Consider the following 24854-nt stretch of genomic DNA (forward strand, 5'->3'; position numbering starts at 1 on the left):
CTGGCGCGGGCTGCGGTCGGTTCTATTTTGGACAGGCCAGTGCCCCTTTCATTGCGGATGGGGTAAAGGGCAGCAGTTCCCGTTTTTTCCAGCCATCATCGTAGTTGACGCTGACAATGCTGCTCCAGTCAGCGTTGACCACAATAATTTCACGGTTTCCTCCGCATTTGCGAATGCCACCGGTGATGATGTCCTCTCCAATCTGGTGATTGGTCAGACCGGGTAGGGTTGCGATCTCGGTCAGTGCGCTGTTCTGAAATCGCCAAATGCGCAGGGTTTTGGCTAGATGCGGGCGGTCGATGTAAGCAATCTCGACTAGCCCGTCACCATCCAGATCTGCAGCGCCAATTGGAGCGAGCCAGCGAAAGCGGGTCCCAATGTGGGGCGTGGCTGCGATCTTTTCTCCGCGTGCATCATAGATTGCGAGTTGTGCACCGGCATGGACGTTGGATTCCACGACGATCACTTCGTTTGATCCATCTAGATTGATATCGACCAGACGGGGACTGAGGTCTTCAAAGACGCGATCAAGCGGCAACTTGATGGTCAGAACCGAGCGTTTGTATACCGGCTGGATGAAGAGCGTTTTAGTTGACGTATTCGAAACTTTGAGTTCAAGCGCGCCATATTCGATGTCGTCGCCCAGTACGCCGTGGGCATAGCGTGTCGTTGGCTCAGTGAAGCGGGCGCTTGTGATGGTGTCTGCAGCTGCTGGTCCCATCCCCGTCAGCCACACACTCAACGCCAGCACCGCGCCGCGTGCCCGATGTTGCCACAGACGGGCGGGCAGACGCGGCGCTTTGGAAAGCATCAGATCTGCTTTTCGGGCATCTGTACCACCAGACCGTCCAACTCATCCGTGACCTTGATCTGGCAGGTCAGGCGCGAACGGGCCGGGTCGGGCTCATAGGCAAAATCCAGCATGTCTTCTTCCATGTCATCCTTGCCTGGGACTTTCTCGACCCAGTCGGGGTGGATGTAGACGTGGCAGGTCGAGCAGGCGCACGCGCCGCCGCAGTCGGCCTCGATGCCGGGGATGTTGTTGTCGCGGGCCCCTTCCATGACTGTCAGCCCGTTGGCGACCTCGACTGTATGTTCGGTACCGCCATGCTCGACATAGGTGATCTTTGCCATTGCGTGCGTCTTCCTTTTTCGGTTGTCGAATTCTTCCTTAGTGAAGGCGTTTAGGTCTTTCCAGTACCATTTGCGACTCAACACGCCGTGTCTGGACTTTCCTGCAGTTTGTTCTATTTTTGTTCTCATGCTTGTTGCCCCTGTTCATCCTGCGGTTTCAAACCGGAACTGGCCGCGCCCGCCGACCTGTTTGCCAGCCAACCGGCTGGACGACCCGCCCGAAGGCGCGCGCGTGGCTGTCGCCGGGCTGGTGATTCTGCGGCAGAGACCGGGGACAGCCAAGGGGGTGATCTTTGTCACGCTTGAGGATGAGACCGGTATCGTGAACGTGGTCGTCTGGCGGAAAATCTACGAACAATTCCGCCGCGCGGTGATTTCCGGGCGCCTGTTGCGGGTCACGGGCCGGATGCAGCGGGCGCATTCGGTGACCCATGTGATCGCGGAAGAGATCGAGGATATCTCATCAATGCTGGATGTATTGGTACGGGGGGAGGGTTAGGCCTCTAGCGACAAACAGATCCGCTGCGGCGGCGCGCTGTGTCAAAATGGAAATGCCCTTTGTGATAGCGGTCGGCGTCCGGACCCAGAACTGTGCCGAACAGACCGCAAGCACCTGCATGAAGCTCACGCATGGCGTCGCTTGTATCTTCAGCTGTCCACCCGTCGCGTACCGTGATCACAGTGCCATCCATGAGTACGAAAGATGAGATATCAATCGCGCGACCGCGGGCGTGTTCCGACATTCGCGCGCGCGGCTGATTGTTCTGTGTCTTGCACGCATAATGGCCGGCCAGACGAATTCCTTTCAAACCGCCACCCTGATCCGCAAAGGTCGGTTTGGCCGTGTTCTCCAGCCAAGTCTTGAGCGTGATGGCGGTTTCGCAATCCATCAGCGCCAATTGGCTGAGAAAGACATCAGACACCACGCGGATACGCACGGGATCGGCAATGCCGCATCCCCTGTACTTTCCTCTAAAGGGTTTTCGGCTCTCGCCGAGAATGGTCCAGTCGCCACACACCGCACCGCGATCGCGCATCCGTTCACGACCAACCTCGATCTGACGGAATTTGCAGGGCCGCAGCCGCGGTCTGGGGGATACAGTCAGTTCGCGCTTGGCGGGGGCTGCGACGGCGTCTTCCTCCAACAGGACGTCCAATTCAGCGGACAGGTCATAGGCCACCAGTTCATGCGGTTGAGCCTGCGCAGGCTCCTCGCAATCTGGCGCGGCACTCGCCATTCCTGCGCATAAAATAACCAGAGGGGTTAAAACTCGCATAAAACAACTCGTTCATTTTCCGGCCCGACCGATGGTCGCCTGACCAGCCTCAAAGCAGGTGTCGAGGCGTGGACCAGTCTAGGCTTTGAAAAATCCTTTTCCTATTCAAAGCCAGAGTATAGCAGGGATTTCTCATCGCTTGAACAAATTGCTCTGTGCTGGCTTTCCCTTGTTGCCTCAGCGCATGTCGAAATGCTGTGCGCATTTGGTGCCCAATTTGAACGCAGAGATGTTGAGGATATCTCGCGGAGCTGGATGTGATGGTGCGGGCGGGGGGATAGGTCTGCAATGCGGACTTAGCAAACCTTCGAACTCAGTCGAAATAAATTCTCGAGCAGAGTTGTGCTATGGTGCTTTCAATTATGGAGGAAAAATTGTTTCGCTATGTTTTGCCAGCAGCTCTCATTTTGGTGAGCCCAGTTTTAGCTCAGGATGCAATAAATCCGTCAGGCCTTTCAGGCCCTTCCGGTCGACCTTATTCACCTTACGCCGAACGTGCGTATCCAACTCAAGTCTATTTTGGTGACACTCACGTTCACACTGGTCTTTCCGGGGATGCTGGAGGGGGCGGTACGCGCCTCATGCCTCATGATGCATATCGGTTTGCGCGTGGCGAAGAAGTTGTGTCGAACACGGGGCAACCTGTAAAGTTGTCGAGGCCTCTCGATTTCTTCATGATTACAGATCATTCGGATGCTATGGGTGCGATTACCGATATCATCGGAGGTGCTCCCAACATCTTGGCAGATGAGCAAGGCAGATATTTCCATGAAGAATTCAATAAGGGCGGAGAAGCCGCTCTAGCGGCTGCGCTTGAGCTTACAGCCGCGTTTGCGCAAGGACAGGTTTCCCCTGCGCTGAACTATCAACCAGGCAACCCTGCGTATGCCCGTGTTTGGCACGAAATTATCGATGCCGCGGAAGAGTACAATGATCCGGGCGTGTTCAGCACCTTTATCGCCTATGAATGGACATCTCTCGTCGCAGGGAACAATTTGCACCGAAATGTGATCTTTCGCGATGGCCCTGAGCTCACAAGACAGATACTGCCTTATACAACAACGCCACCTGTGGGCTCACCTAACCCTCGTGATCTTTGGAAGTGGTTGGAGAACTATGAACAAACGACAGGCGGGCGTGTTCTTGCTATTCCACATAATGGGAACTTGTCTAACGGCTGGATGTTCCCGTTAGTCGATGACTTCGCGGATGGTGTGCCGTTAGACCCCGCATACGCAGAAGCGCGAAACAAATGGGAAAGACTATACGAACCAACGCAGATTAAGGGAGATGGTGAGGCCCACCCGTTCCTATCACCTGACGATGAATTTGCTGACTTCGAAACATGGGATTACGGCAATCTGGATGCTTCGGTTCCGAAAGAGCCAGAAATGTTGCCCGGTGAATACGCTCGATCCGGTTTACTTCGAGGCTTATCTTTGGAAAAGGCTTTGGGAGTAAACCCTTTCAAGTTTGGCCTGGGTGGGGCTAGTGACACACACACAGGTTTAACGGCTCCAGATAACGACAATTTCTTCGGGAAGTTTACCGGTTACGAGCCCAGCGAAGAGCGCAGCCAACATGTCAGTAAGACCTATGCTGACGGGACTGTTGCGCTGCTTTCGTCGCAATACATTACTGGTGGTTTGACAGCTGTGTGGGCGCAGGAGAATTCCCGAGAAGCCATTTGGGATGCGATGCATCGGCGTGAAACCTACGCAACTACAGGACCTCGAATGCGCGTCCGTATGTTCGGAGGATTTTCTTTTGCCGAAGAAGATGCCCTACGGCGCGACCTGGCGCTTGTGGGATACAGCAAAGGGGTGCCGATGGGTGGTGATCTTTACCCCGGTGAAGGCGCACCTTCCTTTCTGGTATATGCGCTTCGTGATCCGATGGGAGCAAACCTGGATCGAATCCAGATCATAAAGGGCTGGTTAGATGCAGATGGAGAGCAACGGGAAAAAGCCTACGACGTGGCCTGGTCTGGTTCCCGCGAACCAGATGCCGCTGGCAAGTTGCCGTCGGTAGGCACCACAGTGGACCTTTCTATCCCCTCGTGGACCAACACAATTGGAGCCTCTGAGCTGGGAACCGTGTGGGAAGACCCGGATTTCGATCCCTCGGAAAGCGCATTTTATTATGCCCGGGTTATGGAAATTCCGACCCCTCGCTGGACGGCGTATGATGCAGTGAAATTCGGAATAGACATGCCGGATGGCGTCCCTATGACAGCACAGGAACGCGCCTATACTTCGCCTATTTGGTACTCTCCACAATAGTAGTTCGATTTACGGTGTCGGTCCGCTATGGGCTCACAGCTGACACTGGATCGATTTGATTTATCGCTTAAACAAGGTCTCTTGCGACTGCTTGTCACGATTATCTCCACGCAATTCGGCATGCAGTGCGCGACCGGCTTGGACGCCGGGACGGGCACTAACCGTCTCCAGCCAGCGGGCAAAGTGCGGCTTGTCTTCTAACTCCTGCTGTTGCCCTTCCCATAGACTTGCCCAGCCCCAGATTGACATGTCGGCAATGGAATAGAAGTCTCCCGCGACATATTCGTTGTCGGCCAGCCGTCGATCCAGCACACCGTACAAACGCCTGACCTCGGTACGGTAGCGGTCTTTTGCATAGGTCAGGTCCTGCGGTGGGTCCATGTAGGGTGCGTATTTCAGGAAGTGATGCGCCTGACCGGCCATCGGGCCAACGCCGCCCATCTGCCACATCAGCCATTCTTCGACCGCGATCCGGTCACGCTCGGTATTGCCATAAAACCGCCCGGTCTTGCGGGCCAGATACATCAGGATTGCCCCGCTTTCGAACACGGAAACCGGCGCACCGTCGGGCCCGTCAGGGTCAAAGATTGCAGGCATACGGTTGTTGGGCGAAATCTTCAGGAACTCGGGGTCGAACTGATCGCCCTTGCCGATGTTGATCAGATGCGTGGAATAGGGCAACTCCATCTCTTCTAACGCGATGGATACCTTCCACCCGTTGGGGGTAGGCCAAAAATACAGATCAATCGGGTCCGCCATGTGCCCTCCTTTTGTTGAAAGGATCATGCGGGTTTCTGACGGGGCGGCAAGGGCCGATTACGCAACCGTGACCGGGGGAACGCCGGGCTTGACGGCAAACCGCCCGAAGCGTATTGCCTCTCGCAGAGCTACGTGGCGATTTGTTACCGGATTGCGGGCCACGCTAAACAACACCGCTAAAAGGTCAGGATGAAAGGCCCCTTTCGCTTGACCGCGTCTGGGGTTTTTTTGATGCCTTTGCCGGGCAAAGGTCGAGAGGAATGACATGAGCGAAAGCTGGAACAAACGCACTCAAGCCGTCCATGGCGGCATCCGCCGCAGCCAATACAATGAGGTTAGCGAGGCGATCTTTCTGACCCAGGGGTTCGTCTATGAGAATGCCGAACAGGCCGAGGCCCGTTTTCTGGAATGTGGCCCGGATGAGTTCATCTATGCCCGCTATGGCAACCCCACCGTGTCGATGTTTGAGCAGCGTATCGCGGCGCTTGAGGGGGGCGAGGATGCTTTCGCCACAGCTTCGGGCATGGCGGCTGTCAATGGCGCGCTGACCTCGATGCTGAAGGCAGGCGACCACATCGTTTCGGCTAAGGCGCTGTTCGGCTCATGCTTGTATATTGTCGAGAATATCCTGACCCGGTTTGGTGTAAATGTAACTTTCGTAGACGGCACCAATCTGGACGAATGGAAAGGGGCGGTCCGGCCCGACACAAAGGCTGTGTTCTTTGAATCCATGTCGAACCCGACGCTTGAGGTGATCGACATCTCGGCCGTAGCCGAACTGGCCCACGCAGTTGGTGCGATGGTGGTCGTGGACAATGTGTTCTCGACCCCAGTGTTTTCGCGTGCGATCGAGCAGGGCGCGGATGTTGTGATCTATTCGGCGACCAAACATATCGACGGGCAGGGGCGTGCGCTGGGCGGCGTAATCATCGGCACCAAGGACTTCATCCGCGGCACCGTTGAGCCTTATCTGAAGCACACCGGTGGGGCGCTGAGCCCGTTTAACGCCTGGATCATGCTGAAAGGTCTGGAAACGATGACCCTGCGTGTCAATGCTCAGGCTGAGACGGCCCAGATCGTGGCTGAGGCACTGGAGGGTCACGCCGCGTTGGAACGCACATTGTATCCGGGGCTAAAGACGCATCCGCAGAATGAGCTGGTTCAATCACAGTTGGGCGGTAAGGGCGGCACCGTTCTGTCGCTGGATATCAAGGGCGGAAAGGAGGCTGCGTTTGCGTTCCTCAACGCGATGACGATTCCGGTGATTTCGAACAACCTGGGCGACGCCAAGTCGATTGCGACCCATCCGGCGACCACGACCCACCAACGGCTGAGCGATGAGCAGAAAGACGAGTTGGGCATTACTCCCGGCCTGATCCGCCTGTCCATCGGTCTGGAGGATGCGGGCGACCTGCTTGCCGATATTAAGCGCGCTTTGGACGTTTCTCAGCGCTAACTACGCTCTATATCCTGTTATGCCTTGGGTGAAACTGCGTAAACGCGGCGTAACTCCCGCGATGTTTGCGGATTTTCATCCGGGCCGTACTTTGATGCGTATACGGTTAAACTGGAAAAAGCGTCGAACCTGTATATAGTCCGGCGACCAACCGAGGAACCCCGTTCGATGAATGTGTACCCCCGCACCATTGAAGACGCACCTGACAATGAAGACGCCGCCGCCGCGCTTAGAACGCTGCGCAAATGGGCCGAGTCCGCGAGTGAAGCTGAGATCAGCCAGCTTGATCCTGCAATTGCGCGCCTCGTGCCCGGGCTGGTTCCAGTGAATTATCCTTCGCTGTCGCGAGAATATGCCGAAGACTTCACAGTTGACGCGGCCTATCGGGCATCGTTGCCGGACCTTCAAAACGGACCGTCCAGCCTGATCCGCGGGGCCATGCAACAAATTCAGCATGTGGGCATCTCTAATTTCCGTTTGCCGATTCGGTTCCACCGTAAACATGGTGAGGATCTCACGCTTGAAACCTCGGTCACCGGAACGGTCAGCCTTGATGCCGAAAAGAAGGGCATCAACATGTCCCGCATCATGCGCTCGTTCTACAAACATGCCGAGCGTACGTTCAGTTTTGAGGTCATGGAGGCTGCGCTGGACGATTATATGACCGATCTGGACAGTTTCGATGCGCGTATCCAGATGCGGTTTTCCTACCCGGACCGGGTGGAAAGCCTGCGATCGGGTTTGCAAGGGTATCAGTATTATGACATCGCGTTGGAACTGGTCGAACAAAACGGCGTACGTCAGAAGATCATCCATCTGGATTATGTCTATTCGTCCACCTGCCCATGTTCGCTTGAGCTGAGCGAACATGCCCGGTCCACACGGGGGCAACTGGCGACACCGCATTCCCAACGTTCTGTTGCGCGGATTTCCGTTGTTGTTGATTGCAAAGCAGATTGCCTGTGGTTCGAAGATCTGATTGCTCTGTGCCGCCGCGCCGTACCGACCGAAACGCAAGTGATGGTCAAGCGCGAGGACGAACAGGCCTTTGCCGAGCTGAATGCCGCCAACCCAATCTTTGTCGAAGATGCCGCGCGCTTGTTCTGTGCCGAGCTTCTGGCCGATCATCATGTCGGTGATTTCCGTGTTGTGGCCAGCCATCAGGAAAGCCTGCACAGCCACGACGCAGTGTCGGTGCTGACCGAAGGGCCAACCTTTGTTTCCGCCAGTTTGGATCCACGCTTGTTCTCGACCCTGTTTCACATCGGGTAGCTCAAAAAGAGCATCCTGTTGTCTCATTTTGATCCAATTGGCGAAAAATTGCCGCACTGCAGCAATATTTCTGCACGCGCAGTGTGTTTCGCGTTAAACTATCCGTGAACGCAGCCATGGTGTGAGGGCGTGTCAGCCCTCGGGCCACTCTGAAAAGGAAGCCGCGACGTGCGATGTCCGGGGATTTCAAGCCTTGGTCACTCGCCCCTAATACCGGGGTGGGGCAGAGCGGTTCTTTTCTTGGAAGGTTGCTTCGTTTTTACAGGAGAAATGACTAATGAATCCGATTACCCAACCGCTTGAGTTTCAGGCGGCGGCCATTCGACTGGCCGGTTATGCAGTCAGCAACCAACTGAAGATCATGCAGATTTTGGCGAATTCGGCCATGGAACTGCCTTTCGTTCCAGTGCATGCTCTGCACGCGTCTTCGTCGGTTCCTGCACCTGCCAAAAAGAAACCGGAATTCAAATCCAAGGCGGCAGCTGCCAAGCCTGTAGCCAAGGTCAAAACGACCGCCGCACCAAAGTCCGAACCGCGCGTTCGGGCCAAGACGGCAGCGACCCCAAAAGCCGAATCATCTAAACCGGTTGTGGCAAATGCGGCCTCCCAGCCAGCAGTGGCCAAGGTTGCAGCGCCTAAACCTGCGGCCGTCAAGCCCGAGGCAAAGCCCGCCGCACCCAAACCTGCCGCAAAACGCGTGGCTCCAAAGGCAGTAGCGAAACCTGCGGCACCCAAGGCCACAGCCAAGCCAGCCGCGCCCAAAGTGCAGGCGGCGAAATCGGTCACGGCAAAACCAACGGCTGCACCTGCTGCCAAGCCTGTGGCCCCCAAAGCCGAGGCGAAACCTGTGGCGCCCCTGGCGAATACAGCCAAGTCTGCGGCACCTCAGAACCGGACGCGCGCGCCTTCAAAACCGCCCGCAATGCCCACACCCGTCAGCAAAACCGACGAGTAAACGGGACATCCGCTTGACACAGTCGTGCAGGCGCGCCAACGCTGCGCCTCATGACGGATATGCGCCCGGTTGGATATGTGATTGGCCTGTTGGTCGCCATTCTTGGGGCGACCATGATGCTTCCCATGCTTGCGGATTTCATCGAAGGCCGGGGCGAATGGCCTGTTTTTCTGGGAAGCGGCGTCATCACCATGCTGACGGGCGTTATCCTGTCCATCAGTTGTTCGAACGGAGTGGGCGAAGGTCTGACGATCCGTCAGACCTTTTTGCTGACCACCGGCGTTTGGGTGGCGCTTCCCTTTTTCGGCGCAATCCCGTTTTTATTCGGCGAGACCGAGCTGCGCTTTGTCGATGCTTATTTTGAGGCAATGTCGGGGCTGACCACTACTGGTTCGACTGTCATTTCCGGGCTTGATAATCTGCCACAGGGTTTGCTGTTGTGGCGCGGATTGCTGCAATGGCTGGGCGGCATTGGGATTATTGTAGTCGCCATGGTGTTCCTGCCCGAACTTCGCGTGGGAGGGATGCAGATCTTCCGCTCGGAAGGGTTTGAAACCATGGGGAAAATCCTGCCGCGCGCGCAAGAGATCGCAGGGCAGATTTCCCTGATCTATGTCTTTTTGACCTTTGTCTGCGCGCTTGTCTACGCCGGTTTGGGGATGGGGTTTTTCGATGCCGTCGTGCATGCGATGACAACCATCGCGACCGGAGGGTTCTCGAACTACGACACGTCCTTCGGCAGTTTCTCGGGGCCGACCGAGTATGCGGCTGCGGTCTTTATGATCCTCGCGGCGCTGCCCTTCGTGCGCTATGTTCAATTCGCCAATGGCAACACGAACTCACTGTGGCAGGACAGCCAGATACAGACATTCCTGGCGACAATCCTGGTGCTGGTCGTGGTCATGGCGGTGTTCCTAACCGTAGTCTTTCCACATCACTGGGAACAGGCGTTCCGGGAATCGCTGTTCAACATCACCTCGATCATTTCGGGTACGGGTTATGCCAGCGTTGATTACATGACGTGGGGCAGTTTCCCGGTCATGCTGTTCTTTTTGATCGGTCTGATCGGCGGATGCGCGGGCTCGACCGCCTGTTCGATCAAGATTTTCCGGTATCAGCTGCTGTTTGCGTCGATCAAAACGCAAATTCGTCGTATCCGGTCACCGCATGGCGTTTTTGCCCCGCGATATGGCGGGCGCACGATCGGGACGGATGTCCTGACTTCGGTGATGAGTTTTTTCATGTTCTTCGTGCTGTCGCTGGGTGTGCTGGCCTGGGCGTTGGCGCTGACGGGGTTGGACTTCATCACTTCGGTTTCGGGGGCTGCGACCGCACTGGCCAATGTGGGGCCGGGACTGGGCAGCCAGATCGGTCCGGCGGGAAATTTCGCCGGGCTGAATGACACCGCCAAATGGTTGTTGTCCATCGGCATGTTGGTCGGACGGCTGGAACTGCTGGCCGTCTATGCGTTGTTCACCGTCCAATTCTGGAGAAACTAATGAAAAGACCCTTGGGGGCCCAGATTTCGCATATGTTGAAAGATCGGGGCGTTGACGTGATTTTTGGCATTCCGGGTGTTCACAATCAGGAAATGTATCGCGGCATCGAAGAAGCTGGCATCACACATGTGTTGGCCCGGCATGAACAGGGGGCCGGGTTCATGGCCGATGGCTATGCCCGCGCGACCGGCAAGCCGGGCGTGGCCTATGTAATCACCGGGCCGGGGCTGTGCAATATCATGACACCGATGGGGCAGGCCTATACGGATTCGGTGCCACTGCTGGTGATGTCTTCTTGTCTGGATGAAACGCAAGCGGTGCATGGGCAATTGCATCAGATGAAGGATCAGCTTGGGGCGGCTGAAACCGTGACTGACTGGTCGCGGCAGGCCATTTCCGCACAGACCGCCTATGGTCTGGTCGAGCGTGCTTTTGAAGAGTTCGAACTGTCCCGACCGCGCCCCAAACATATTCAGGTGCCGATTGCCCAGCTTGAGGCCGATGCCGACCCCGCGCCATTTCCCAATCAGCCGGGGCTGCGCACCAAGGTTTTGCCACCCGATATTGCTCCGGTCATGTCTTTGTTGAATATCGCGCGCAGGCCGTTGTTCATTTTGGGCGGTGGCGCGCGGTCTAATCTGTGGCGGCAGATTTTGACGGAACTGGGAGCGGCCTGCTTCACAACTTTTGCTGGGCGTGGGATGGCCGGGCAGGGTTATGCGTTGGACTTTGGTGCCATGCTGACGCGCCCCGGCAGCGCCGAGATGATTGGGTCCGCTGACCTTGTAGTCGCCGTAGGTGCCGAACTGGGCGAGGTCGATCTGTGGCGCGACAACCTGGGGCACAGCGCTCATCTGGTGCGGGTCGATCTTGATCCCAGGGTTCTGTCCGATCACCATCGTGCGGGCGTCAAGCTGCAGGCTGATGGGGAAAGTTTTGCGCATGCCTTATGGGGTGCGATTGACAAGGTGAAACCTGCAACGGGTTGGACGCCGGAAGAAATCACAGAGGCGCGCAGACGCTGGCGCGCCGAGGTCGATGCCGAGCGGCCGGGGATCGTTCCGGTGCTTGATGCTCTGCGCGATGCCATGCCGGCGGATACGATGATCTATTCCGACATGACCCAAATCGCCTATGCCGGGAAAGAGGTCTGGGAAATGGCCTATCCCTATCACTGGCATCACCCGACCGGCTTTGGCACACTGGGATATGGCTTGCCCGCCGGTATTGGCGGTGCGGTTGCGCGTCGGGGCAAACCAACAGCCGTAATCGCTGGGGATTACGGGTTTCACTATACGATGATGGAACTTGGTGTAGCGGTCGAGCTTGGCCTTTCACTGCCCATTATCCTATGGGACAACGGCAAGCTGAAAGAGATCGAGGACAGTATGGTCCGAGGTCAGATCGCGCCGAACGCGGTGATCGCCCACAACCCGGATTTCTGTAAACTGGCTGAGGCTTTTGGGGCCCTGTCTGCCGCGCCCACTAGTTTGGCGGAGATGCAGACTGCAGTGCGCGCGGCCTTCGACGCACCGGTTCCAACCCTGATCCGCGTAACGCCTGATATCGTGTAAACAAAAAAACGCCGCCCAAAGGGGCGGCGTTCCACTTTTGGGGATCAAATTAATCCCAACAATGCACCAGAACAGTCATTCCGTTGGCTCTGCGGCTAAGTTCGTTGGGTGAGATCTCGGCAGTCGATTGACCCGGTTGGCCCGAGACGCCTGCCTGTTCAAGCGCCGCGTTCAACCGCTCAGCCGTGGCTGCCAGACTGACCGAGGCGGGCAAGGTGCGCCCATCGGACGGGGTGGGTAGCAACATGCCGACAACCTGACCGGCGTCATCGAAAACAGGTCCGCCAGCATCGCCCGGCTGGGCGGCCATCGCCAGACGTTTCACTCCGTCTTCTCCGTTCAGGCCGCGCACGTCAGTAATCTGGCCATAGGTCAGCGTCGGCGCCCCCAATGCGCCCTGATACGAAAAGCCCGACACTGCGACCTCGGATTGGATGCGCGGTTGATCGGTGCCGAATTCCGCGACGCTGATCGGCGCAAGGTTGTTCCGGGGCCGCAGAACGGCCACACCCAGATCAGCATCGGCCCAGGCGACCTGAACTTCCTGATCGTCGTTCAGGGTGATCCGGGTGCAGCTGTCGGTGGCCTCGGATACCGTCAGGATTGTACCGTTGGCATCGGTGAAAAAGCCGGACCGGGACAGGCGCGGCTTGCGGATTTGCAGGCCGGAAACAAGATCGATCCGTTGCTCGGCATTTGCACCGGCCCCTGCGTCTAGAACGGCGCTGTTTGTGGTGAAGCTGGCCTTGAGCGCGGCCAGAACCCGTGCCCGGCGGGCTTCATCCCCTTCGGGCCAGACCAACGTGAAGCCTTTGATCTGGCCGTCCTTCAGCGCGGCCTGGGTGTACGAGACAACCCCGTTCCCGTTACCTTCCAGTGTAAAGCGATCACCGCGCAATTGACGGGGGCCGTCCAGTGGGACGATCTCTAGCGATTGCATGACCTCGTAGAGCGCGCGTAGGGTCGCCTTGTCGCCTTTCTGACTGATCAGCAGCGCTTTGGCATCCAGGTCGGTGGTGCCTTTGAAATGCGCGAACGGGGCCTCATAGCGGTCAAAGGCAAGAACATCCAACGGCAGGTCGAGTTCAATCCCTGCCTGTGGGTCCGAATATCGCGCCATGCCGACGCTGATCAGCGGCGCGTTATAGTCATCCATCAGCGACTTGCGCTGCGCTGTGGTCAGAACGCCGGTGGCTTCAAAACCGTTGAATCGTTGCCAGTCACCCATCGATCGGCGCGTGCCTTGACCAAACGCGCCATCGATAGTGGCGTTGTAAAACCCTGCGGCCTGCAAGGCTGTCTGCAAATCCCGACGCTCTTGAGCAGTGAGCAGGCGTTCGGACTGTAGGGCTTGCGAGCGGGTTTCATCTGCGGGCTCAGCCGACAACCCCGAAACGGTCGCTTCCGGTTGTGGAGTGTTTTCGACGGGCGGTGTCACCACGCCCCGGTTCAGGATATTCGCACCGACTGGCCAGAACTGCTGACCCAGAGAGCTGGTGAAGGCTATGTAACTGTCAGCCGGTATCTGCCTTTCGGCCCGGTAAACGTCCAGAACCTGTTCAGCGTCACTGCGCAAATAAGGCCCGATAACAATGGCATACCAGCCAGAGTTCAGGCGAAACCCGTTTACGTCTGGCAAGAGGCTTGAATAAGCCTGCGCGCGCTCTTGTGCCTCGCGCAGCGAAGGGCGCGCCTCGACCTGGACCCAAACGCCGGCGTCTTGTTGCGCCGATACGGCACTTGCGCCGATTGAAAATAGAAACAGAATTGCAGTGAATATGCGTGTCATTGTCTGCCCGTGTTCGCAGTGTTTTAGCTTTGCGGCAGACTACGCGAATTGAACCGCAGAAAGCCATGCCTGGAATACGGGGAATTTCCAGTGTGGCGGTGCAGTGACAGCCCAACCCGATTGGCCCGTTGACGCCCCTTGGCCCCTTGCATAGGAAGGACAAAACCGACCGGAACAGGGCGCAGACGTGCCCAAAGGGAATGTCATGACCGAACCGTCCAGCGCACCACGTTCTTTTCAGGAAATTATCCTGCGACTTCAGACCTATTGGGCTTCGAAAGGCTGCGCGATCCTGCAGCCCTATGACATGGAGGTCGGTGCAGGTACGTTCCACCCGGCCACCACGCTGCGCGCTTTGGGGTCAAAGCCGTGGGCGGCAGCCTATGTGCAACCCTCGCGCCGTCCAACCGACGGGCGATACGGTGAAAACCCCAACCGGTTGCAGCACTATTACCAGTATCAGGTGCTGATCAAACCCAGCCCGCCGGATCTACAAGAGCTGTATCTGGGCAGCCTACAGGCCATCGGAATAGATATGGACCTGCATGACATCCGCTTTGTTGAAGATGACTGGGAAAGCCCCACACTGGGCGCCTGGGGTCTGGGTTGGGAGGTCTGGTGTGACGGCATGGAAGTCAGCCAGTTCACCTATTTTCAGCAAGTCGGCGGCCATGACTGCACACCCGTTTCGGGTGAACTGACCTATGGTCTGGAGCGTCTGGCAATGTATGTGCTGGGCATTGATCACGTGATGGACATGCCCTTTAATGATCCGCAATCACCCAGCCCGCTGACCTATGGCGACATCTTCAAACAGACCGAAGAGGAATACGCCCGCTGGAACTTTGACGTTGCCAATACCGAAGTTCTGCTGCGTCATTTTGAAGAGGCCGAGGCCGAATGCGCCGCCATTCTGGCGCAGGAGCATGACGACCCAAAAACCGGCAAGCGTATCATCATGGCGCACCCGGCCTATGATCAGTGCATCAAGGCCAGCCACATGTTCAACTTATTGGACGCACGGGGGGTGATCTCGGTCACGGAACGGCAGGCCTATATTGGTCGCGTGCGGGCGCTGGCCAAGCAATGTGCCGATGCGTTTGTACAGACCGGGGCAGCCGGGTTCGAGGCCTGATGGCGCGCTCAGGCCAATCCCGGCAACAGCACTTTCAGGCCATCCGCGATCATGCTGATCGCGATGGCCGACAGGATCATGCCCATGAAACGGCTCATGATTACGCGCGCGTTGTCGGACAGGCGTTTGGCCAGGGCCGAAGCGTTCCAGAAGGTGATGAACAACAAAAACAGAACCACCAGAAACACGCCCGCATAGATGATGGCGTCCATGGGCTTGGAAATATGGTGAGCGTACAGGATCAACGTTGTGATCGTGCCGGGCCCGACCAGAATGGGGAAGGCCAGCGGGTAAAACGCCACCGTCGCGGGTTCGGGGTAGGCTTGCTTTTCCCCCTTGGTTCCGTGGTGCGAGGTGCTTTCGTTGCCGTTCAGCATGTTCAGGCCAATCATAAGAACGACCAGACCACCCGCGACACGCAGATCGTCGACACTGATCCCAAACAGGCCAAGCGTCTGGTTGCCGATAGCTGCGAAGGCGCCGCCCAGGATCAGGCAATACGTGGCTGTTTTCGCCGCGACTTTGCGCTGATCAGCGGGCGTCAGGCCGTCGGTAACGCTCAGGAAGACGGGCAGATTTGTAATCGGGTTCATGATCGCAAACAGCGCGCCGAAGAACCCAACGGCAAGGGTCATGTCCATTCGAATAGCCTCGTTCCGACCTGTATCAGTTTGGAAACTGGCCTATTTTCCGCCAAGTTGAAAGAGGCCGCGTGATCGGGATGTTGAGAAGATGACCGGAAAACTGCTTGCAATCATCCTTATTGTTTCTGCGGCTTTGGCCGGGGTGGGCATGTATTACCTTCAGGTGTACGGGTTCTACTATGACGTCGCGTCCCAGCCAGGGAAGGACGTGGAATTGCTTGTCGAGGGGGCAGAGGAACCCCAGCCGATCCCGTACACGGCGTTTCACGCGATTGATGCGGACAGCTCTCCGATCCGATACCGGGCGTGTTTTGAGACCGAGATGACGAGTGATGAACTTGCGGCTTTTCAGCCGGTCGAAAACCCCGAACCGCTGACCGCGCCGGGCTGGTTTGACTGCTACGACGCGGTTGCCATTGCCGAGGCTCTGAAGTCTGGACAGGCGCAAGCTTTTATGGGGGCCAAGAACATACACTATGGCGTGGATCGTATCGTCGCGGTGACCACTGACGGCAAGGGCTATGTCTGGCACGCGCTGAACAATTGCGGTGAAAAGGCATATGACGGAACAGTGGTGGGCGAGGAATGCCCGCCACGGCCGGGGGACTGAGATGCCCGAAGTCGAGGAAATGCTTCACATTCCCAATTTTCTGACCGCCACTCTTGGCATTGCGGTCTATCTGATAGGGGCCGAGATCAACTCTCGGGTCGCTCCGCTGCGTCAATTCAATATCCCTGAGCCTGTCACCGGCGGGTTGCTGGCGTCTCTTGTATTGCTGATTCTGTATGTCGTGGCAGGGCTTGAGCTGACGTTCGACCTTGCCTCGCGGGATTTTCTGCTGATCGTGTTCTTTGCCGGAATTGGGTTGAATGCGCGGCTTGCCGATTTGATTTCCGGCGGCAAGCCGTTGTTCCTGCTGCTCATTCTGACGTTGGTGACAATCGTTGCCCAGAATGCCGTCGGTGCCGCCGGAGCAGTTGCCTTTGGCTATCCGGCCCAAGCTGGGGTTCTCTTTGGCTCTGCGTCTCTGATTGGTGGGCATGGTACCGCCATCGCGTGGGCCCCCGAGGTTGGCACAGTCACCGGGCTTGAGGGCGCGACTGAACTCGGCGTGGCCGTGGCGACGCTTGGCCTTGTGTTGGCTGCGCTGGTGGGCGGGCCGATTGCCCGTCTATTGGTCGAAGGCAAGAAGTTGACCCCGGAACGCCCGGACGAAGAACACACAGTTGGGCTGCCGGATGATGCCACCGAGGCCGAGACCATGATCGACCACCTGACCATCATGCGCGTGTTGCTCTATCTGAATCTGGCGATCATCTTCGGATATTTTTTGAGCGAGGCAATCGCGGCTACCGGGTTGAAACTGCCCTTGTTCGTGCCCTGCCTGATCATGGGGATCGTCATTGCCAATGTTCGCGCAGCTCTGGCCCCCAACGCGCCGCCGGTGTCCCGGACTCCCTCGCTGGCGCTGATATCCGAGTTTTCGCTGGGCGCGTTTCTGGCCATGTCGCTGATGAGCCTTCAGCTTTGGACCATTGCCGAACTGGGGTTGGCCATTGTCGTTATCATGGGTGCGCAGACCCTGTTTGCCGTGGCGTTCGTGATCTGGGTGTTGTTCCCGGTGATGGGCGGCAACTATCGCGCCGCCGTACTGTCTGCGGGGTTTGGCGGTTTTGCACTGGGCGCGACCCCGACCGCTATCGCCAATATGACCGCAGTTACCAAACGATATGGCCCGTCGCCTATTGCCTTTATCGTGCTGCCCCTTGTATCCGCCTTCTTTGTGGATATCGCCAATGCCATCGTCATTCAGACGATCGTTAATTTCTAAGGACCGAAAATGCCCGACCTGCTGATCGAACTGTTTTCCGAGGAAATCCCCGCCCGCATGCAGACCCGCGCCGGTGAGGACCTGAAAAAACGGATGACCGACGGTTTGGTTGAGGCCGGTCTGACCTATGCCGGGGCTGCCGCCCTGACCACGCCGCGTCGCCTGACGCTGGCGATCGAAGGTCTTCTGACTGAGAGCCCAACGATCCGCGAAGAGCGCAAAGGGCCGAAAGTCGGCGCACCGGACAAAGCCATCGAAGGCTTCCTGCGCGGTGCGGGCCTGACCCGCGATCAGTTGGAAGAACGCGATACACCCAAAGGCGCGGTCTATTTCGCGACTATCGAAAAAGCCGGACGCCCCGCGGCCGAGATTGTGGCCGAGGTGCTTGAAACCACCATTCGAAACTTTCCCTGGCCCAAGTCTATGCGCTGGGGCGGCGGTTCGCTGCGCTGGGTGCGCCCGTTGCACTCAATCTTGTGCATTCTGTCCGATGAGGCTGGCGCGCAAGTCGTGCCGCTTGAGGTCGAAGGGATCAAAGCGGGCGACACCACTGCGGGTCACCGCTTTATGGCGCCAGATCGCTTCGCGGTCACGTCGTTCGATGACTACGCTGCCAAACTGAAACGCGCCTTTGTGGTGCTGAACCCCTCTGACCGCGCTGAACATATCAGGAACGACGCCCAGAACATGGCCTTTGCCGCCGGTCTGGAAGTGGTCGATGACAAGGGCCTGCTGGCCGAGGTCGCTGGTCTGGTCGAATGGCCCGTGGTGCTGATGGGCAAGATTAATCAGGAATTCCTCGACCTGCCGCCCGAGGTGCTGCAGACCTCTATGAAGGAACACCAGAAATTCTTCTCGGTTCGCAATCCGAAAACGGGCCGGATCGAGCGGTTCATTACCGTCGCCAACCGCGAAACCGCCGACAATGGCGCGACCATTCTGGCGGGGAACCAAAAGGTGCTGTCGGCGCGTCTGGCGGATGCCAAGTTCTTCTGGGAAAACGACCTGCGCGTCGCCAAATCGGACATCGCCCAATGGACCCGCGCGCTGGAGAATGTGACCTTCCACAACAAGCTGGGTACACAGGCCGAGCGGATCGACCGCATCGCGGCATTGGCTCGCGAACTGTCCCCGGTGACGGGCGCGGATGCGGATCAGGCCGAGAAAGCCGCGCGTCTGGCCAAGGCTGATCTGAACTCGGAAATGGTTTATGAATTCCCCGAACTTCAGGGGCTTATGGGGCGGTATTATATTGAAGCCGCAGGCGAAGACGCCACCGTGGCCGCCGTTGCGCAAGAGCATTACTCACCGCTTGGTCCGTCAGATGACGTGCCGACCGCGCCGTTGTCGGTGGCCGTGGCACTGGCCGACAAGCTGGACACGCTGACCGGGTTCTGGGCGATTGATGAGAAGCCGACCGGGTCGAAAGATCCGTTTGCCCTGCGCCGTGCGGCGTTGGGGGTTATTCGGTTGGTCTTGGAGAATGATCTGCGTTTGCCGATTAACGGTGTCGTAGACCGCCAATTGCTGTCATATGAACTTGAGGGTCTTCGGGTATCCGGCGATGAACAAGACCTATTCACACTTGAAAGTACGCTTCAGGAGATCGCTAAGTACGGGGTATTTCAGGCGGCGTTCAAATCAGTGATTGGGCAAATTCCTGAAAGCGCTGATAATCCATTTGAACCGGATGTGAGTGATGGTTCCATCCTTCAAGGAATTTCGAAGAAGATTAGCAACGCGTCGTCGTCCATCCTCTCCTTCTTCCACGACCGCCTCAAAGTCTTCCTGCGCGACGAGGGTATCCGTCACGACATCATCGACGCCTGTATCGCGATGGACGGCAATGATGACCTGAACCTGCTGGTCAAACGCGCCCGTGCGCTGAATGCGGTGATTGCGACCGAGGATGGCGAGAACCTTGTCCAAGGATTCAAACGCGCCAACAACATTCTGACGCAGGCCGAGGAGAAGGATGGCGTCGAATACTCTTATGGCGCGGATGTGAAATTCGCGGAGACGGACAGCGAAAAGGCTCTGTTTGCCGCTTTGGATCAGGCGCAGGGCAAGATCGAACCGGCGCTCAAGGCCGAAGATTTCCCCAAGGCGATGACGACAATGGCGGCGCTGCGCGGTCCGGTCGATGCGTTTTTTGACGAGGTTCAGGTGAATACGGACAACGACATTCTGCGCCGCAACCGTCTGAACCTGCTGAGCCAAATCCGTCAGGTTTGTTCCAGCGTGGCGGACCTCAGCAAGATCGAAGGTTAATCCAGAACGCCCTTGCGCCATTGGTGCAAGGGCTTATGCTGCGGTGAAACCAAAAGGTGCTGCAGTGCAGAATAATCCGCATACCACTCTGATAACGACCGAAGCGCCCGTGGCCGCCAATACACACGGCGGGCGAGCGAAATGTCTGCAACGTCTAGTCCGTTTAGACCTTCCAGTGCCGCGAACGGTGGCGCTGTCCTTTGACGCGGTACATCGGATTGCCGAAGGGCAGGTACCGGATATCGCCGCAGTTCTGGAGCAGTTTGAACAGACGGCGCTGCTGTGCGTCCGGCCTAGTTCCGAAGACCCCGATTGGGGTGGCCCCGGTGCGATCTTGAATATCGGTATGAACGACGCGCGCTACGTAGACCTGTCGGATTCAATGGGCGCCGAGGCCGCCGCCGCGCTGTACCTGCGCTTTGTTCAAAGCTACGCAATTCATGTGGCCCGTTTGGACGCGGATGTTTTCGACGATATCAGCGCGGATGGCAGCGAAGGGCTGAGCCAATCCTTGCGCGCTTATGAGGATGAAACGGACGAGGCATTCCCCCAAGACCGGGGCGAGCAGCTGATTGCCGTCCTACGATCGATGGCGCGGGCGTGGGATGGAACCTCGGCCCGGTTGCTGCGACAGGCCAAGGGGGCGCCGGCGGATGCCGGGTTGGGCCTGGTCATTCAGGAAATGATCCCCGGCGTGGGGCAGGGCGAGTGCGGCTCGGGTGTGTTGCAACTGATTGATCCTGCGACTGGGTTGCCGCAAATCACCGGTCGTTATCTCAGTCAAAGCCAAGGCCGCGATGCGCTGGGTGCGGATGTGGCAGCGCTGTATCTGGAAAAGGACCCGCGCGGGAAATCACTGGAAGAGGTCGCCCCAAAGGCATTTGCCGAACTCAAGGCCCACGCAGCCTTTATGCGCGCCAAGCTGCGCGAGGAAATGCAGGTCGAGTTCGTTATCGAGAATGGTCATGTGCATATTCTGGACGGCGTCCGCGTACAGCGTAGCGCACGGGCGGCGATGCGGATCGCGGTTCGATTGGCCGAAGATGGCATCATTCCGCCGCAAGAAGCGGTGATGCGGGTCGATCCGCATTCCCTGAATGAGATGCTGCACCGGCAGGTTCACCCCGAAGCAGAGCGGGATGTTCTGACCACCGGTATTGCAGCCAGCCCGGGGGCTGCGACCGGCAAAATCGTGTTCACCGCCGCCGAGGCTCAGGCCAGCGCTGCGCGGGGTGAGCCGTGTATTCTGGTGCGCCGCGAAACCTCGCCCGAAGATGTGCGCGGGATGCATGCGGCGGTTGCCGTACTGACCGAAAAGGGCGGTATGACGAGCCACGCCGCCGTGATTGGCCGCGGGTTGGGTTTGCCCTGCATCGTCGGCGCGTCCGAGATGCGGTTTCAGACCAAGAAACGGCTGCTGTCTGCCCCTGATGGGCGGGTGTTCAAGACGGGCGACGTTTTAACAATCGACGGGTCCTCGGGGCAGGTTCTGGCCGGACAGCCCGCGATGCTTGAGGCGGCTTTGGACGATTGTTTTCAAACGCTTATGGGCTGGGCGGATGATGAACGCGACATCGCCATCCGCGCCAACGCGGATACACCGGCCGACGCACAGACTGCACGGAACTTTTTGGCGCAGGGGATCGGCCTGTGTCGGACCGAGCATATGTTCTTTGATCCCGGTCGTCTGATCGTGATGCGCGAGATGATCTTTGCGCAAACTTCATCGGGTCGCGCGGCGGTTCTGGAGCGTCTGCTGCCCATGCAGCGCGAGGATTTCGTTCAGCTGTTCCGTATCATGGAAGGTCAGCCCGTCTGTATCCGCCTGTTCGACCCGCCTTTGCACGAATTTTTGCCGACCACGCGCAGTGGACAGCGCGAGCTGGCCGAGGCGCTGGATTTGCCTGTGTCGGATGTCGAACGGCGTGTTGCGGCGATGACTGAATACAACCCGATGCTGGGTCTGCGCGGTGTGCGTTTGGGGGTGACAGTGCCCGAAATCTACGACATGCAGGCCCGCGCTATCTTTGAAGCGACGCTTGAGGCCAGCAAGGACGGCGCCCCCGTCGTGCCCGAGGTGATGATCCCGTTGGTTTCGGCCAAGCGCGAAGTTGAGCTGGTCAAATCCCGCATAGATACGGTCGCGGCCTCGGTTGCAACCGAACAAGGGCAAGAGTTCGAATACCGCCTGGGTGTCATGGTAGAAACGCCTCGGGCTTGTCTGCGAGCGGATGAAATTGCACCTCAGACCGCGTTCTTGAGTTTTGGTACCAACGACCTGACACAAATGACCTATGGCCTGTCCCGCGACGATGCCGGCCGGTTCATGTCTGACTATGTTCGTCAGGGCGTTTTTGTCGAGGACCCGTTCCATGTGCTTGACCCCGACGGGGTCGGAGAATTGCTGAAACTCGGCGCGGAACGTGGACGTGAGGCCCAGCCGGATGTTACCCTTTCTGTATGCGGTGAGCATGGCGGAAACCCCGAATCAATCGCCATCTGCCGCGATCTGGGGTTTGACTATGTGTCATGCTCTCCGTTCCGGGTGCCTGTCGCTCGGCTGGCTTCCGCTCAGCTGGCGATTTCGTCCAGACTTGGGGGTTGACACGGGCTGATTGCCCTAGGATTAGTGGTTTTCAAGCAACCTTGTGGCAGAATTAATTTTCGCCACGGGCGATTTTCCACTTGCGTTTTCTTCTGATCTGGACGTCTGCGCCGGACTGCGCTAAATGCCTCGTCGCGCCCGCCGGGGGAGGGTACGGCGCGATATGTGCCTGTGCGAGGTTATCTGATGCTACGATACATACTGGCTGCTGCCACGTTGGCGGCAACCATGCTGCCAAGTGTGTCTTTCGCTGAAAAGAAAGCCACCGATACTGCCGAACGCGAACTTGTCACCCGGACCGAAGTGCCCGGGCAGAATTTTCGCGACTATCTGACTCTGTTCAAGCCCCGAAAAGAGCTTGAGCCTCAAAAAATGTCGTATTCGAAGGATTGGCTGGACCAACAGCCCAAGGCCACCGGGGACGAAGATTTTAAATGTCTAGCTGAGGCGCTGTACTTTGAAGCACGTGGTGAAAGCGTGCGCGGACAGTTTGCCGTGGCCGAGGTTATCCTGAATCGCGTGGACAGTGGCCGGTTCCCGGACTCGCTGTGCGGCGTGATCAAGCAGGGAACCGGTAAGAAATACCAGTGCCAGTTCACTTACACCTGTGACGGCCAAAAGGAAGTGATCCGCGAAAAGAAGGCGTATGAGCGCGTAGCTAAAGTTGCGCGTGCGGCCATCGACGGCGTCACCAAAGAACTGACCGAAGGTGCCACGCACTATCACACCACGGCGGTTCGTCCGTCCTGGTCGCGCGTGTATAAAGAAACCGCGCGGATCGGAGTTCATATTTTCTACAGGCATAATTATCGAACAGCGAGCAACTGATTGACGCACCCGCGCTGGAACCTTGCTGGCGCGGGGCGTTTTATAACCTATGTTGCGGGCCAGGAGGTCCGCAATGACGTTTACACGCAGACAATTTCTGCAATCAGCAGCCGCACTGGCGGTACTGCCACACTCGGCCCGCGCATCAAGCTCTGATCTGATCGCACAGACCGCGATGCAGCAGATCGCCCCGAATGGTTTTCCCCAAACGCCTGTCTGGTCCTATGGCGGTGGTGTACCTGGTGCTGAAATCCGTTTGCCTCAGGGCGCGCGGGTTCAGCGCAGGTTGGTGAATGAGCTGCCTCAGCCAACAACCGTGCATTGGCATGGCATCCGGATCGACAACGCGATGGACGGTGTGCCGGGCCTGACGCAAGATGTGATCGCACCAGGCGAGGGGTTCGATTATGACTTTGTCGTCCCGGACGCGGGAACCTATTGGTATCACGCGCATAACCGCTCGGTCGAGCAGGTGGCGCGCGGCTTATACGGCCCGCTGATCGTTGAAGAGGCTACAGGGCCAGATGTCGACCAAGACCTGACACTGATGCTGGACGATTGGCGACTGGACCCAGACACCGGACATATCGTTGAGGATTTCGACAACGGTCATGATCAAAGCCATGCCGGGCGGTTGGGGAACTTGATCTCGGTCAACGGCCAGTTTGATCCTGTTTTTCCCGCGCGCCGCCACGAGCGTTTGCGCCTGCGGCTGATCAATGCCTCTAACGCGCGAATCTACGATCTGGCTCTGGATGGGGTGGCAGGATGGATCGTTGCGCTGGACGGAATGCCGCTTGAAAGCCTGTTAGAGGTTGAGGACGGTTTTCCACTCGCCCCGGCTCAACGCGCGGACTTGATTGTGGACGTAACAGCGGAATCTGACACCGTCGCCGGGCTGATCAGTCGCGAGCGGGACGGGGGCTTTGGTCTGGTGCGGTTCCCGGTTTCCGGTACTTCGGCAACGACTGCCCGGTCAGGCGTTGTGCCCTTGCCCGCGAATCCATTGGCACAGGTGGTGTTGGACGGCGCCCCGGTTCATCGGATGACGTTGCAGGGGGGTGCGATGCGGTGGCTGGAATCCGCGCAGCTTGGCGACACGCAGCTTTCTGGCCGCGAATTGGCGCAACTGGGCCGCTTCTGGGCTTTGAACGGGTATGCTGAACGCCCGTTGGACCCTTTTCTGGATGCGCAGCGCGGTAGTACCCACCGGATCGAGTTCGTCAACGAAACCGCTTTTCCGCATGCTATGCACCTACATGGGCACCATTTTCGGCTAATCCTGCCCGACGGCAGCCTTGGCCCATGGCGCGATACGGTGCTGGTGGAGCGCGGACAAACCCGTGAAATTGTCCTAGTGGCCGACAATCCGGGCGACTGGTTGCTGCATTGCCATATGCTGGGGCACGCCGCATCCGGGATGATGAGCTGGTTTCGCGTAACCTGACGCCGCAATCAACGACTAGAATGGCGTTTGTTGCGATGCTATATCCGCGCGCATCCTATAAATTTGGTAGACTAGTTTACCAAGCCCGAAAAGGT

General features: G+C 57.9%; 20 protein-coding genes and 1 riboswitch. Of the genes, 14 read left to right on the forward strand and 6 right to left on the reverse strand.

Annotated elements, in window-relative coordinates; translation table 11 throughout:
* Positions 1-22: 22 nt before the first annotated feature.
* Both ACR0B8_RS02785 and ACR0B8_RS02790 read right to left on the reverse strand, forming a co-directional pair.
* On the reverse strand, positions 23-811 hold the full coding sequence (locus tag ACR0B8_RS02785; RefSeq protein ID WP_226688604.1) for an FG-GAP repeat domain-containing protein: 789 nt from the start codon (positions 809-811) through the stop codon (positions 23-25).
* Complete coding sequence (locus ACR0B8_RS02790; RefSeq protein ID WP_226688603.1) at positions 811-1134, reverse strand: 2Fe-2S iron-sulfur cluster-binding protein; 324 nt, start codon at positions 1132-1134, stop codon at positions 811-813. The genes ACR0B8_RS02785 and ACR0B8_RS02790 overlap by 1 nt, the downstream gene beginning before the upstream one ends.
* Before the next feature lie 127 nt (positions 1135-1261).
* Between ACR0B8_RS02790 and ACR0B8_RS02795 the strand changes: the two genes are divergently transcribed.
* Positions 1262-1633, forward strand: coding sequence for an OB-fold nucleic acid binding domain-containing protein (locus ACR0B8_RS02795; protein WP_170348308.1), 372 nt, complete (start codon positions 1262-1264; stop codon positions 1631-1633).
* A gap of 4 nt (positions 1634-1637) precedes the next feature.
* Here the strand turns inward: ACR0B8_RS02795 and ACR0B8_RS02800 are convergent, their stop codons facing one another.
* On the reverse strand, positions 1638-2372 hold the full coding sequence (locus tag ACR0B8_RS02800) for an extensin-like domain-containing protein (RefSeq protein WP_226688602.1): 735 nt from the start codon (positions 2370-2372) through the stop codon (positions 1638-1640).
* Positions 2373-2758: 386 nt separating this feature from the next.
* On the opposite strand from ACR0B8_RS02800, the gene ACR0B8_RS02805 reads away from it, so the two are divergent.
* Positions 2759-4693: a DUF3604 domain-containing protein gene (locus ACR0B8_RS02805; RefSeq protein WP_480657788.1), complete on the forward strand. Its 1935-nt coding sequence runs from the start codon at positions 2759-2761 to the stop codon at positions 4691-4693.
* A 60-nt stretch (positions 4694-4753) separates the two neighbouring features.
* Here ACR0B8_RS02805 and ACR0B8_RS02810 read toward each other — a convergent pair whose 3' ends face one another.
* Entirely contained in the window at positions 4754-5452 is a 699-nt protein-coding gene (locus tag ACR0B8_RS02810) for a glutathione S-transferase N-terminal domain-containing protein (RefSeq protein ID WP_170357850.1), read from the reverse strand.
* Positions 5453-5574: 122 nt separating this feature from the next.
* Positions 5575-5652, forward strand: a riboswitch (SAM riboswitch).
* A gap of 65 nt (positions 5653-5717) precedes the next feature.
* Between ACR0B8_RS02810 and metZ the strand changes: the two genes are divergently transcribed.
* The 5 genes from metZ to ACR0B8_RS02835 all read left to right on the forward strand — a co-directional run bounded on the left by metZ (position 5718) and on the right by ACR0B8_RS02835 (position 12208).
* Positions 5718-6908 carry an O-succinylhomoserine sulfhydrylase gene (metZ, locus tag ACR0B8_RS02815; protein ID WP_170357852.1) on the forward strand — a complete coding sequence of 397 codons (1191 nt, stop codon included), beginning with the start codon at positions 5718-5720 and terminating at the stop codon, positions 6906-6908.
* A 168-nt stretch (positions 6909-7076) separates the two neighbouring features.
* The gene (gene folE2, locus ACR0B8_RS02820) at positions 7077-8180 is read left to right on the forward strand and encodes a GTP cyclohydrolase FolE2 (RefSeq protein WP_170374801.1); all 1104 of its coding nucleotides are present in this window, start codon (positions 7077-7079) and stop codon (positions 8178-8180) included.
* Between the two features lie 277 nt (positions 8181-8457).
* Entirely contained in the window at positions 8458-9135 is a 678-nt protein-coding gene (locus tag ACR0B8_RS02825; protein WP_226688600.1) for a hypothetical protein, read from the forward strand.
* Between the two features lie 50 nt (positions 9136-9185).
* Entirely contained in the window at positions 9186-10634 is a 1449-nt protein-coding gene (locus tag ACR0B8_RS02830; protein ID WP_170348324.1) for a TrkH family potassium uptake protein, read from the forward strand.
* The gene (locus tag ACR0B8_RS02835; protein ID WP_170393569.1) at positions 10634-12208 is read left to right on the forward strand and encodes a thiamine pyrophosphate-binding protein; all 1575 of its coding nucleotides are present in this window, start codon (positions 10634-10636) and stop codon (positions 12206-12208) included. Before ACR0B8_RS02830 ends, ACR0B8_RS02835 begins: the two co-directional genes overlap by 1 nt.
* 49 nt (positions 12209-12257) lie before the next feature.
* Here the strand turns inward: ACR0B8_RS02835 and ACR0B8_RS02840 are convergent, their stop codons facing one another.
* Positions 12258-13997, reverse strand: a complete 1740-nt coding sequence (locus ACR0B8_RS02840) for a serine protease (RefSeq protein WP_170357860.1) — start codon at positions 13995-13997, stop codon at positions 12258-12260.
* Positions 13998-14202: 205 nt separating this feature from the next.
* Here ACR0B8_RS02840 and ACR0B8_RS02845 point away from each other — a divergent pair, with 205 nt between their 5' ends.
* Positions 14203-15132: a glycine--tRNA ligase subunit alpha gene (locus tag ACR0B8_RS02845; RefSeq protein WP_170348327.1), complete on the forward strand. Its 930-nt coding sequence runs from the start codon at positions 14203-14205 to the stop codon at positions 15130-15132.
* An 8-nt stretch (positions 15133-15140) separates the two neighbouring features.
* Here the strand turns inward: ACR0B8_RS02845 and ACR0B8_RS02850 are convergent, their stop codons facing one another.
* On the reverse strand, positions 15141-15773 hold the full coding sequence (locus ACR0B8_RS02850) for a MarC family protein (protein WP_170348328.1): 633 nt from the start codon (positions 15771-15773) through the stop codon (positions 15141-15143).
* A gap of 91 nt (positions 15774-15864) precedes the next feature.
* Here ACR0B8_RS02850 and ACR0B8_RS02855 point away from each other — a divergent pair, with 91 nt between their 5' ends.
* From ACR0B8_RS02855 to ACR0B8_RS02880, 6 genes are all read left to right on the forward strand, one after another.
* Positions 15865-16386, forward strand: a complete 522-nt coding sequence (locus ACR0B8_RS02855) for a DUF6446 family protein (protein WP_226688599.1) — start codon at positions 15865-15867, stop codon at positions 16384-16386.
* A gap of 1 nt (position 16387) precedes the next feature.
* Entirely contained in the window at positions 16388-17608 is a 1221-nt protein-coding gene (gene gltS / locus ACR0B8_RS02860) for a sodium/glutamate symporter (RefSeq protein WP_170374811.1), read from the forward strand.
* Between the two features lie 9 nt (positions 17609-17617).
* A complete protein-coding gene (glyS, locus tag ACR0B8_RS02865; RefSeq protein WP_226688598.1) occupies positions 17618-19879 on the forward strand; it encodes a glycine--tRNA ligase subunit beta in 2262 nt (753 codons plus the stop codon).
* Between the two features lie 43 nt (positions 19880-19922).
* The gene (locus ACR0B8_RS02870) at positions 19923-22484 is read left to right on the forward strand and encodes a putative PEP-binding protein (protein WP_170348332.1); all 2562 of its coding nucleotides are present in this window, start codon (positions 19923-19925) and stop codon (positions 22482-22484) included.
* Between the two features lie 186 nt (positions 22485-22670).
* Positions 22671-23312: a cell wall hydrolase gene (locus ACR0B8_RS02875; protein WP_480657784.1), complete on the forward strand. Its 642-nt coding sequence runs from the start codon at positions 22671-22673 to the stop codon at positions 23310-23312.
* A 73-nt stretch (positions 23313-23385) separates the two neighbouring features.
* Complete coding sequence (locus tag ACR0B8_RS02880) at positions 23386-24759, forward strand: multicopper oxidase family protein (RefSeq protein ID WP_480657782.1); 1374 nt, start codon at positions 23386-23388, stop codon at positions 24757-24759.
* Positions 24760-24854: the final 95 nt, after the last annotated feature.

This window comes from Ruegeria sp. BH6 (genome assembly GCF_056538105.1).

Excerpts from the sequence above, each read along its gene's own strand:
- ACR0B8_RS02855 (WP_226688599.1), top strand. The coding sequence starts at position 15,865 with ATGACCGGAAAACTGCTTGCAATCATCCTTATTGTTTCTGCGGCTTTG.
- ACR0B8_RS02845 (WP_170348327.1), top strand. The coding sequence starts at position 14,203 with ATGACCGAACCGTCCAGCGCACCACGTTCTTTTCAGGAAATTATCCTG.
- ACR0B8_RS02875 (WP_480657784.1), top strand. The coding sequence starts at position 22,671 with ATGCTACGATACATACTGGCTGCTGCCACGTTGGCGGCAACCATGCTG.
- ACR0B8_RS02880 (WP_480657782.1), top strand. The coding sequence starts at position 23,386 with ATGACGTTTACACGCAGACAATTTCTGCAATCAGCAGCCGCACTGGCG.
- metZ (WP_170357852.1), top strand. The coding sequence starts at position 5,718 with ATGAGCGAAAGCTGGAACAAACGCACTCAAGCCGTCCATGGCGGCATC.
- ACR0B8_RS02810 (WP_170357850.1), bottom strand. The coding sequence starts at position 5,452 with ATGGCGGACCCGATTGATCTGTATTTTTGGCCTACCCCCAACGGGTGG.
- glyS (WP_226688598.1), top strand. The coding sequence starts at position 17,618 with ATGCCCGACCTGCTGATCGAACTGTTTTCCGAGGAAATCCCCGCCCGC.
- ACR0B8_RS02830 (WP_170348324.1), top strand. The coding sequence starts at position 9,186 with ATGACGGATATGCGCCCGGTTGGATATGTGATTGGCCTGTTGGTCGCC.
- ACR0B8_RS02840 (WP_170357860.1), bottom strand. The coding sequence starts at position 13,997 with ATGACACGCATATTCACTGCAATTCTGTTTCTATTTTCAATCGGCGCA.
- ACR0B8_RS02805 (WP_480657788.1), top strand. The coding sequence starts at position 2,759 with ATGGTGCTTTCAATTATGGAGGAAAAATTGTTTCGCTATGTTTTGCCA.
- ACR0B8_RS02800 (WP_226688602.1), bottom strand. The coding sequence starts at position 2,372 with ATGGCGAGTGCCGCGCCAGATTGCGAGGAGCCTGCGCAGGCTCAACCG.
- ACR0B8_RS02795 (WP_170348308.1), top strand. The coding sequence starts at position 1,262 with ATGCTTGTTGCCCCTGTTCATCCTGCGGTTTCAAACCGGAACTGGCCG.
- folE2 (WP_170374801.1), top strand. The coding sequence starts at position 7,077 with ATGAATGTGTACCCCCGCACCATTGAAGACGCACCTGACAATGAAGAC.
- ACR0B8_RS02790 (WP_226688603.1), bottom strand. The coding sequence starts at position 1,134 with ATGGCAAAGATCACCTATGTCGAGCATGGCGGTACCGAACATACAGTC.
- ACR0B8_RS02825 (WP_226688600.1), top strand. The coding sequence starts at position 8,458 with ATGAATCCGATTACCCAACCGCTTGAGTTTCAGGCGGCGGCCATTCGA.
- gltS (WP_170374811.1), top strand. The coding sequence starts at position 16,388 with ATGCCCGAAGTCGAGGAAATGCTTCACATTCCCAATTTTCTGACCGCC.
- ACR0B8_RS02850 (WP_170348328.1), bottom strand. The coding sequence starts at position 15,773 with ATGGACATGACCCTTGCCGTTGGGTTCTTCGGCGCGCTGTTTGCGATC.
- ACR0B8_RS02785 (WP_226688604.1), bottom strand. The coding sequence starts at position 811 with ATGCTTTCCAAAGCGCCGCGTCTGCCCGCCCGTCTGTGGCAACATCGG.
- ACR0B8_RS02835 (WP_170393569.1), top strand. The coding sequence starts at position 10,634 with ATGAAAAGACCCTTGGGGGCCCAGATTTCGCATATGTTGAAAGATCGG.